Genomic DNA, 10,704 nt, shown 5'->3' with positions numbered 1-10,704 from the left:
CAGATGGGGTAAAAGATGAGTCCTTCTTTAAGTTTTGTTATGGAGAATTAAATCCTACTTTGCTATGTTTGAGTAATAAATAAAACGACCTTTATTAAGAATTTCAAGTTTTAAATACTTAATAAAGGTCGCTTTTTTATGAATTATTATAAAAGATTACGATAATTTTCTGTAAAATGCATATCGTTTAAAATAGCAGAGAATTCAACCGATTGAAATTTGTTAGTAAAGGTATTAATAAGATTAAATATATTTTTTTCAGTGTAAGATAATCCTTTTTATTAAGAACAAGTTTTAAAGAAAGGATTAATTCGAAAACTTCTTTCTGACTGGTAACGTCAAAGTTTGATAGCCCAAGATTTCTCTTAATACTTTTATAACTAGGTCCCCTGTCTAATGATTTAGAATAAGTGATTTCACCATGTGCTACAGCATTTCTAAAATGATTAACCATATGATTTATGGCTTCAATAGAGTCTACATCAACACTTATATTAGTATTATAGGAACGATTGTATTTCTTGGAAAAGTCTTTTGCTATTATTATTTTTAAATTATTTTTAGAATTATGATAAAAATAATTTAAATCACCAAAAGTCAAAAAATTGACGAGTACCCATAGTGGAACATGACCGTGATTGTTTACATAGTGTTTTATGGCATTATTATCTTGTCTTTTACTTGATTTCTGTTTGATGACATTTGATAGGGAGCTAATAGTACCCACTACTGAGGCAACAGATTCAGAGTTTCGTGAATAATTATCCATAGCAAGATAGGAATGTTCTTCGGGATGTTGTTCGGAAAACCGATACGATATTTCCGCACCCAAATTGGATTCATATTCTAATAATGCATTATGAAGTATTGATCTTAATGATTTGTCAAAGTCATACAAGCTTTGTATTTCAGAGAATTGAGTACCTGGAATATACTTTTCAGGATGAATTACTTTACCTTTAGAGTCTTTTTGAAGAAAGAGCCATTTTATATCCGTTAATTATAGAATAGTATCCAAACTGTTCTAAGCTTCTTTTAGCGGAAGAAGGAACTTCCAGACCTCTTTTTCTTAAAATAATTAATTGTTGGTTTAGTGTTTTAAAGGGCTTACTATTTTCTTTATTCATATTTTCTCTCCAAAACAAAAACCCCAGCTCTATTAATAAAAATAGAAACTGAGGTTTTGTTAGTTCAGCACCTACTCCTCGGGCCCTCTGAACTTGATCTATATTTATATATTACTGATTATTAATTAAACTTTCAAGTAAATTGCAATAGTTTAACCATGAAACTTACAGAATAAGTATTGTTATTTTTGAGTTCTTGAGGCTTATTTTATGTGTAAATATGGATGTATATTCTTATATTATATTTTTACAGTAACGATATGAAAATCAATTATATAGAAATAAGACTTACATTTGTGTTCTTATTGTACAATGCTTTATTATTTAAATTAAACAAAAAGTCGTGAAAAAAGATAAAATAATTAACAACTGTTGTTGACACAACCACTACTTTTTAGGTAAAATAACAGTTGTTGTTTAATTGCCCGTTGGTCAAATGGTTTAAGACGCCACCCTCTCAAGGTGGAGTTATGGGTTCGATTCCCATACGGGTGATAAGAGAAATTCACTTAGCTGTTATATCGGTTTAAAAGCCTGGTATAGCAGCTTTTTTTATTGCCTATTTATATTATTAATTATTTTTATCCTTAGTTTTGATTATCAAGATATAAATCAACATCCCAATCAAAACAATAGTATAAATAGCACTAACAAATCCAGCATACTCCATAATGATCCAGCCGGTAATTCTGGCACTGGCCATCAGTAACATTGAAAGTACGCCGAACATCACGATTTTTCTCAAAAGGTTCTGATAGATCTCATTAAACTTTTTTTGATTATTTCTCATAGTAAAATAACTCCTGAAATGACTAAACCGCTCAAGCCAGCAAGAAAATTATTGAGGAAATGCACGGTAATATCAGCTTTAATATTCTTAGTTCGATAATAAACACCTGCTAAAACGATACCTAATAGTACTTTTGATAAGGCATAGATCCAATCTGTTCCGGCTCCAAAGGGTGCGTGAACGTAACCAAAGAAGATTCCACTCAATAAAATTGATATCAGTGGCTTATTAACGAAGAACCAATTCATGAAGATACCACGGAAAATTATTTCCTCTAAAATTGGAGCGACAATAATACTGAAAAAAATCAGAATAGCCATATTATTTTTACCAATCAATTGTAGAGCTTCAACGTTGGCATTGCTACTCTTCATAAAAGGAACGGTGGCAAAATTAATGAAGGCTATTAAAGCGGTGGCGATAACGATGATCAACCAAGTTTTTTTCGTGAATTTCTGAGTTGGAAATTTTTGAACTCGTTTAAAAACAAAAATAATTATGGTGGCAGCCACAATTAGCAATATAATGGTTATAATTGGTGCAATTTTTAGGTAAGATTGATAACTAGAACCCAGCTCCTTTTTTGTCAAAGTTAGGATACTTAGTGGGAGTTGTTCCAATAAAAATAGAACCAAAAAGGCTATAATATGAAATATAGTTTTTATAGGTTGATAATTATTTTTAGTATTATTCATTAAAATGCCACCTTATTTAGGATAATTATTAGAATTATTTGATAATTAGTGCTTTAATACTATAATGCTATGTGAGTTTTTAAAAGGGAGTGAATAGATGTTTAAGATTGCTCGTGGTAGGATCAACGTTTGGCAAGTACTTGCTGCAATCATTTTTATGATTTTTCAAGTTGTTGCGACGTTATACATACCTAATTTAACCTCAGACATTGTTAATAAAGGTGTTATTACAGGTGACACTAATTATATCGTAAATGCTGGTATTAAGATGATTGTTGTATCATTTATTACCGTTATAGCAGCGTTTGGTAATGTTCTGATGGCGTCACAAGCGTCACAAGGATTAGGTCGAAAATTAAGATCCGATTTATTCAAGAAAATATTATACTTTACACACGATGAGTTCGACAAATTTGAGACATCGTCTTTAACAACCAGAACGACTAATGATGTTGTCCAAATTCAGAACGTTATGATCATGATGTTGAGAATGATGATTATGGCACCAATTATGTTGATCGGTGCTAGTTTCATGGCTTATCAAAAGAACGCCGAAATGACTAAGATCTTTTTGATCTCGATTCCAATCTTGTTAGTGCTAGTTGGGGTTGTGATGTTTTTTGCTGTTCCTTTGTTTAAAGCAATGCAGAAGAAAACTGATCGTTTGAACTTGGTCTTTCGTGAAGGTTTGACAGGGGTTCGTGTTATTCGTGCCTTCAGACAAGATAAGTTTGAACAGGATAGATTCAACGATGCTAACGAAGACTACACTAACAATGCGGTTAAAGTATTTAGTATCGTAGCTTTAATGTTTCCTATTGTTACATTAATTATGAGTGGTACTAATGTTGGTATTACTTGGTTAGGTGCTCATTACATTGCTAACCAGTCGATGGAAATTGGTAACATGATTGCCTTCATGACTTACGCTATGCAAATTCTAATGAGTTTTATGATCCTATCAATGGTCTTCGTATTTGTTCCCCGTGCTTCAGCTTCAGCTGCCCGTATTCAGGAAGTGTTTGAAACAGAAAGCAAAATTGATGTTGTGGCTAAACCAGCTAAGCTTAAAGATGAGCCAGCTCTTAGTTTCAACGATGTTAACTTTAGATACAATGGAGCAGAAAGATTAGCTCTATCTAATTTGAACTTTAACATGACTAAGGGACAAACTCTAGCTATTATTGGTGGTACTGGTTCAGGTAAGAGTACTTTGATCAACCTGATTCCTCGATTCTACGACGCTGAAACAGGTGTTGTAAGTATCAATGGAACAGATGTCAAAGCATTGAGTACTGAAGATATCAATAGTAAAGTTTCGATGGTTCCTCAAAAAGCTTACTTATTTAAAGGGACAATTCGTGACAATATGCTTTATGGTAAGCCAGATGCTACTGATGATGAAGTTTGGCATGCCCTAGAAGTTGCTCAAGCTGCTGACTTCGTTAGAGAATTGGATGATAAATTGGATTCCGAAGTTGAACAAGGTGGAGAAAACTTCTCTGGTGGTCAAAAACAACGTTTGGCTATTGCTAGAGCCTTGGTCAAGGACGCTTCAATTTATGTTTTTGATGATTCATTCTCAGCACTTGATTTCAAGACTGACTTGAATTTAAGAACTGCTTTGAGAAATGATGAAAAAATTAGTCAGAGTGTGGTTGTTATCGTCGGTCAACGTATTTCAACAGTTGCCGATGCTGATCAAATTGTTGTCTTGGATGACGGTAAGATGGTCGGATTGGGAACTCACGCTGAATTGAAAGAAAATAATAAGACTTATCAAGAAATTATCGAGTCTCAAATAAAGGAGGGTAAGTAATGGCTGATAAAAATAATCAATCCCCTTCAGTAGGACATGGTCCGGGACGTGGTCCAGCAATCGTTGTTAAACCTAAGAACTTCTGGAAAACAACAGGCCGTCTGGCTAAGTATATGTCCAGTTACATAATTGGAATAGTCTTTGTTTTGATTTTGGCGATTGCTTCAGCTGTCTTTCAAATTAAGACTCCTAAGATTTTAGGTGAGGCCACGACTGAAATTTATAAAGGTTTGATGACGGGTGTTGCCCAACAAAAAGCTGGAATAAAGATCAATGGTCTACCAATCGACTTTAGCAAGATCGAACATATTATTTTAATTGTCGTCTTGATGTACTTAGCTTCAGCCATCTTCAACTTTATTCAACAGTTCGTAATGACACGTATTTCACAACGAACAGTTTACAAGTTGAGACGTGATTTGAAGTCCAAGATGCAACGCCTACCAATCGTTTATTACGATTCTCACTCTAATGGTGATATCATGTCACGTGCCATTAATGATATGGATAATATCGCCGGAACCTTGCAACAAAGTTTGACCCAGTTGGTAACTAGTACCGTAACGTTTATCGGTGTTATTTGGATGATGCTTACAATTAGTTGGCAAATGACCTTGATTGCTTTAGCAACGGTTCCTTTAAGTTTGATTGTTGTAGGTATTATTGCTCCACAATCACAAAAATTCTTCAAACGTCAACAAGCTTCTTTAGGTCTCTTGAACAACCAAGTTGAAGAAAACTATGCTGGTCACGTTGTCGTTAAGAGTTTTAACCATGAAGATGAATCAATCGATAAGTTTGAAAAAGAGAATGCCAAACTTTATAAAGCTTCTTGGAAAGCTCAAATGATTTCTGGTATCGTTATGCCTTTGATGACCTTCATTAATAACTTGGGTTATGTTCTAGTAGCCATCTATGGTGGTATTCAAGTTGCTAATGGTAATGTCTCCTTAGGTAATATTCAAGCCTTCTTGCAATACATGAATCAATTTTCTCAACCAATTTCACAATTGGCTAACTTAACTAACACAATTCAAGCTACTGTTGCTTCAGCTGAGCGTGTCTTTGAAATTTTGGATGAACCCGAAATGGAAAATGATAAGGTTGATGTACCAGACGTTGAAACTGACAACAAGGTAACACTTGATCATGTGAAGTTTGGTTATGAAAACAAGCCAATTCTTCTGGAAGACTACAACTTGGATGTTAAACCAGGCCAGATGATAGCTATCGTTGGACCAACTGGTGCCGGTAAGACAACTATCATTAACTTACTAGAACGTTTCTACGACGTTAAAGGTGGTTCGATCAAGTTAGATGGTAAAGATATCCGTAATATGACTCGTGAACAAGTTAGAAGTCATTACGCAATGGTACTTCAAGATACTTGGCTCTTCACCGGTTCGATTTATGATAATTTGAAATACAGTCGAGAAGATGCTACTAAGGATGAAATCATTGAAGCTGCCAAAGCCGCCCATGTTGACAACTTTGTTCGTCAATTGCCAAACGGTTATGATACTGTCTTGAATGAGGAAGCTTCAAACATTTCTCAAGGACAAAGACAATTGATAACAATTGCTAGAGCCTTTGTAGCCAACCCTGAAATCTTGATTTTGGATGAAGCCACAAGTTCAGTTGATACAAGAACAGAGTTACACATTCAACATGCGATGGAACGTTTGTTGAAGAACAGAACAAGTTTCGTTGTAGCTCACAGACTTTCAACAATTCAAAATGCCGATAAAATTATCGTGATGAATCATGGTTCAATCGTTGAAACAGGTAACCACGATGAGCTAATGGCTAAGAACGGCTTCTATGCGGATCTTTATAATTCACAATTCGCTGGAAATGTCGCTTTGTAAAAAAGATAGATATATAATTGGAACGTGTTTATGGCACGTTCTTTTTTTTATATCGTGGTTTGAATTAATATCAACTGAAATAGGTGAAGTATGCCCGTCGGTAGTAGAGAATCTGTGGGTTTGGAATGCGGTGGACACGACTTGAAGCTAATAATTTTGTACTTCGCACAAAATCATGGATCTCCAAGCTCGGTCTTCTGGTAACCTTGCTTCGCAAGCTAACCAGAACTTCACCACTGAGGGCCCACAGATTTTCTACTACCGACTGTATTTCTGATTCTATTATTATTTACTAAGATTGCAGTATATGGATATTTTTTAGTTTTATGTAATTCAAATGGAATTACGAGTTTTGTTATAAGAAAAATGGATGTTCAATTAAATATATGGATTTATCTGAAATCCTTAGTAGTAAATGTTATTTTTGCTATCTAGTATTTAAGGATGTACAAACAATAGAACAGAAGATTAGTCCGGAGCAACAAGAAAATTGGCTCAGCCATGAAATTTACCTTAGCAATTTATTGCTTAGGTAAAGGCCGAACTTGAAGATCCATGAATTTGCACAAAGTGCAAATTTATTAGCTTCCAGGCCGCCCTGCGTTCCAGCCAAATTTTCTTGTTGTGGAGGACGGCAAGTTTAGACTATAAAGAATTTTTTACACTTTTTATTACGAGAGGGCAGGATTTTATGGCAAGTTTTGAAGAGACAAAAGCACAAATTATTGATTTAGCGAATAAACAAGTTGTTCCGGGAGTTAGTTTTGGCTTCATAAACTCGTCACAGACGCAAAAGTACACTTATGGCAATAAGTCATGGGTACCAGAAATAACACCTCTCAAAGGCGACGAATTGCACGATTTAGCGTCATTAACTAAGGTGATGGGGACAGTACCTTTGATTTTGAAGATGTTAGACGATAAATTGATTAATCTGCATGATCCAGTTAAGAAATATTTGCCTGAATTTAAAGATGATCGAGTAGAGTTGTTTCACTTGATCACACATACTTCGGGTATCAAAGGATTCATTCCCAATCGTGATGCCTTAAGTTGTGAGGAACTGATTCAAGCATTATTGGCGTTGCCTGTTACTGATACTTTTAATAAAAAGGTTGTTTATACCGATACAGGATTGATTTTTTTAGGATTAATAGCTGAAAAGTTTTATAAAATGCCGGTTCAAGATGCCATTATGAAATACATTGTGAAGCCAGAAGGATTAAAGGATGCTACTTTTGAACCTGATCCAACTCGTTGTGTGCCAACTTATCCAGTTGCTGGTAAGATGCTTTATGGAATCCCTAATGATCCTAAAGCTCGTCAATTAGGTAAACATTGTGGATCAGCAGGAATGTTTGCAACGTTGGATGATGTTATGAAATTTGCCAGCGACATGTTAAAGCCGGATAAAGAATTTCTTTATCATAACTACACTAAATTGAACCCGGGACGTTCTTTGGGTTGGGACGTAAAGCCAGATGGTTCAGGACATGTATTGTTCCACACAGGCTATACGGGTGAATTTTTGGCAGTTGATTATCAACATCAAAATGCAATGGTCGTTATGACTAATCGAGTTCATCCTAACCAATATAATGAAATCTTTTTACAACGTCGTGAAACGATTTTGGAGTCATTTTTAAACGAGAGCAAGTAATGACTATTTATTTCAATTAAATTAAAATAGCGTCTATTTAGAATTTTCATCTGAATAGACGCTATTTTTTGCTTTTAAAGAGAAAAATATTTTAAACTGACTAAAAATGAAATTAAGTCAGCCTAATAAATTTGTTGAAACGTCATGAAGTATATGATAATCTGGATTTAGGGCGGAAAACCGCCAATATAAGGAGGCTCTTTATGCTTAATGTTAAGAACCTCACTGTCGCTTACGATGACGCACCAGTATTTTCTGATGTTGCCGTTAACTTCAACGCAGGGAAAATTACTGGAATCATTGGACCGAATGGTGCAGGTAAATCGACTTTAATCAAAGCTATTTTGAATTTGATCAAAGTTCAAAAAGGTGAGGTCGACTATAATGGTCAACCGATAGAAAAGATTCAAAAGCAAATTGCTTACGTTGAACAAAGAAAGGATTTGGATCTAACTTTTCCCATCAGTGTCTTTGATCTAGTTATGACGGGGACTTACGGGAAATTGGGGTTGTTTAGAAGTCCTGGTAAGAAAGAAAAACAAGTTAGTCATGAAGCGTTAAAGAAGGTTACGCTAGAAAAATTTTCTAAACGTCAAATCGGAAATTTATCTGGTGGCCAATTACAACGCGTTTTCATTGCTCGAGCCATTGTCCAAGAAGCTGAAGTAATCATTTTAGATGAACCATTTGTCGGAATTGATCTGCAAAGTGAGACAGCTATTATGGAAATTTTGAAACAGTGGCGAGACGAGAATAAAACTATTATTGTTATTCATCATGATTTGAATAAAGTTACGAAGTATTTTGATGACTTAGTTATTTTAAATCACGGTATTGTCGACTTTGGACCAACACAAGAAGTTTATAACCCTAGTAATATTGAAAGTGCCTTTAGTGCAGATCTTTCTTCGGTACTGTTCCAGGAAAAGGAAGGTGTGCAGTGATGACATCAGTTGTGGAGTTTATAAATGCTTTAGGGAAATATGATTTTTTACAGAGTGCGTTATTAACCGCTATTATGGTTGGTATCATGTCAGGAATCGTGGGTAGTTTTATTATTCTACGGGGAATGTCGTTGATGGGAGATGCTATTTCTCATGCAGTTTTACCCGGTGTAGCAGTGGCCTACATGTTCGGCTTCAATATTTTAATAGGAGCTTCACTATTTGGTATTTTGGCTGCTATATTGATTGGTTTCGTAGCTTCCCGCAGTAAAATCAAAACAGATACATCCATTGGAGTGGTCTTCAGTGCCTTTTATGCCTTAGGATTCATTCTAATTTCTATGGCTGAAAGTTCGACTAATTTACATCATATTTTATTTGGAAACATTCTAGCAGTTAGTGATAGTGACATTATGACGACAGCGGTTGTTTTAGGAATTGTCATCTTATTCGTGGTTATTTTCTACAAGGAATTACTAGTGACCTCATTTGACGAAACGTATGCCAGAACTTACGGTTTAAAAGTTCAGATAATTCATTATGCCTTAATGTTAGTCCTGACTTTAGTAACAGTTTCCGCTTTACAGACGGTAGGGATCATCTTAGTAGTCGCAATGTTGATCACGCCAGCAGCCACAGCTTTTCTCTGGACAGATAAGCTAAGCTGGATGTTAGTCTTATCAGCCATCTTGGGTGTGATATCTTCAACAGTTGGACTCTATTTCAGTTATACCTTCAATTGGGCCTCAGGTCCCGCAATCGTGATCGTAGCCGCAATTCTGTTTGCTATTTCCTTTATTTTTTCACCAAAACAAAACTTCTTTAAGTTAAAAAGGAGTGTTGCGCAATGAAAAAAATCCTTATCACGCTTGTATCGGTAGTGGCAATGATCAGTGGCGTTTACTGGTTCTTACAGCAAAGAACGCATAACACTTCAAATTTACCAAGTAATGAAAAGTTACAAGTTGTAACGACTAATTCGATTTTAGAAGACATGGTCAAAAATGTTGGTCGTGATCGGATTGAACTTTATAGTATCGTCAAACGAGGCGTTGATCCGCACGAATATGAACCCCAGCCAAGTGACATTTCCAAAGCTAATGACGCCGATGCTATTTTCCATAACGGTTTGAACTTGGAAACTGGCGGTAATGGTTGGTTCACTAAATTAGTTGAAACGACGCATAAGAATTTTGACAAAGAAGTTTTTTCTACCAGTGAAGACGTTGAGGCCAAGCATTTGACCACTAATAAGAATGAGGTCGACCCGCACGCTTGGTTAGACCTGGCAAATGGTATTAAGTATGTCAAAACGATAACCAATGTTTTGAAAGAAAAAGATCCCCGTAATGCCAGTTTTTATCAAGATAACGCAGACGAATACATTGCCAAATTAGAACGCCTACATCAAGAGGCTCAGTCGAAGTATCTGCGTATACCGGAGAAACAACGGTTATTAGTTACTTCCGAAGGTGCCTTCAAGTATTTTGGCGAGGCTTATCACGTCACACCAGCTTATATTTGGGAGATCAACACGGAATCACAGGGAACACCAGAACAAATGGAGAAAATTTTGAAACAAATCAATACTTCTGAAGTAAAAAGTTTATTTGTTGAATCATCCGTGTCACCCAAATCAATGGATAAAGTATCTAAAGAGTCAGGATTGAAGATCCATTCCAAAATTTTTACCGACTCATTAGCCAAAAAAGGAACCACCGGCGATACTTACTATTCGATGATGAAATGGAATATTGATCAGATATACGCTGGATTGAAGTAAAAAATATTGAATTTGGTG

The 10,704-nt window shown here is 35.4% G+C and carries 10 protein-coding genes and 1 tRNA gene; 7 read left to right on the top strand and 4 right to left on the bottom strand.

All coding sequences use genetic code 11. The annotated features are described in order from the left end of the window. Nucleotides 1–187: 187 nt before the first annotated feature. Together U8526_RS10290 and U8526_RS10285 are read right to left on the bottom strand one after the other, a co-directional pair. A complete protein-coding gene (locus U8526_RS10290; protein ID WP_334342023.1) occupies nucleotides 188–949 on the bottom strand; it encodes an Abi family protein in 762 nt (253 codons plus the stop codon). A gap of 10 nt (nucleotides 950–959) precedes the next feature. Next, entirely contained in the window at nucleotides 960–1,127 is a 168-nt protein-coding gene (locus tag U8526_RS10285; RefSeq protein ID WP_334341873.1) for a hypothetical protein, read from the bottom strand. A gap of 422 nt (nucleotides 1,128–1,549) precedes the next feature. Here U8526_RS10285 and U8526_RS10280 point away from each other — a divergent pair. Continuing rightward, nucleotides 1,550–1,622: transfer RNA gene (locus U8526_RS10280), tRNA-Glu, on the top strand. Nucleotides 1,623–1,698: 76 nt separating this feature from the next. On the opposite strand, the gene U8526_RS10275 is transcribed toward U8526_RS10280, so the two are convergent. Beyond that, on the bottom strand, nucleotides 1,699–1,917 hold the full coding sequence (locus tag U8526_RS10275) for a hypothetical protein (RefSeq protein WP_334341872.1): 219 nt from the start codon (nucleotides 1,915–1,917) through the stop codon (nucleotides 1,699–1,701). Next, nucleotides 1,914–2,612: a CPBP family intramembrane glutamic endopeptidase gene (locus U8526_RS10270; RefSeq protein WP_334341871.1), complete on the bottom strand. Its 699-nt coding sequence runs from the start codon at nucleotides 2,610–2,612 to the stop codon at nucleotides 1,914–1,916. Before U8526_RS10270 ends, U8526_RS10275 begins: the two co-directional genes overlap by 4 nt. A gap of 97 nt (nucleotides 2,613–2,709) precedes the next feature. On the opposite strand from U8526_RS10270, the gene U8526_RS10265 reads away from it, so the two are divergent. The 6 genes from U8526_RS10265 (at nucleotide 2,710) to U8526_RS10240 (ending at nucleotide 10,686) form a co-directional block, all read left to right on the top strand. Then, complete coding sequence (locus tag U8526_RS10265) at nucleotides 2,710–4,431, top strand: ABC transporter ATP-binding protein (protein WP_334341870.1); 1,722 nt, start codon at nucleotides 2,710–2,712, stop codon at nucleotides 4,429–4,431. Next, nucleotides 4,431–6,299: an ABC transporter ATP-binding protein gene (locus U8526_RS10260; protein ID WP_334341869.1), complete on the top strand. Its 1,869-nt coding sequence runs from the start codon at nucleotides 4,431–4,433 to the stop codon at nucleotides 6,297–6,299. Before U8526_RS10265 ends, U8526_RS10260 begins: the two co-directional genes overlap by 1 nt. Nucleotides 6,300–6,990: 691 nt before the next feature. Continuing rightward, nucleotides 6,991–7,959, top strand: a complete 969-nt coding sequence (locus tag U8526_RS10255) for a serine hydrolase domain-containing protein (RefSeq protein WP_334341868.1) — start codon at nucleotides 6,991–6,993, stop codon at nucleotides 7,957–7,959. Between the two features lie 203 nt (nucleotides 7,960–8,162). Then, on the top strand, nucleotides 8,163–8,903 hold the full coding sequence (locus tag U8526_RS10250; RefSeq protein ID WP_334341867.1) for a metal ABC transporter ATP-binding protein: 741 nt from the start codon (nucleotides 8,163–8,165) through the stop codon (nucleotides 8,901–8,903). Further along, entirely contained in the window at nucleotides 8,903–9,754 is an 852-nt protein-coding gene (locus U8526_RS10245) for a metal ABC transporter permease (protein ID WP_334341866.1), read from the top strand. Before U8526_RS10250 ends, U8526_RS10245 begins: the two co-directional genes overlap by 1 nt. Beyond that, nucleotides 9,751–10,686, top strand: a complete 936-nt coding sequence (locus U8526_RS10240; RefSeq protein WP_334341865.1) for a metal ABC transporter solute-binding protein, Zn/Mn family — start codon at nucleotides 9,751–9,753, stop codon at nucleotides 10,684–10,686. Before U8526_RS10245 ends, U8526_RS10240 begins: the two co-directional genes overlap by 4 nt. Nucleotides 10,687–10,704 lie beyond the last annotated feature (18 nt).

It is taken from the genome of Companilactobacillus sp. HBUAS56275, from assembly GCF_036913655.1.
GTDB lineage: Bacteria > Bacillota > Bacilli > Lactobacillales > Lactobacillaceae > Companilactobacillus > Companilactobacillus pullicola.
The sequence above is the reverse complement of the archived record's forward strand: the minus strand, read 5'-3'. Positions and strand labels throughout refer to the sequence as shown.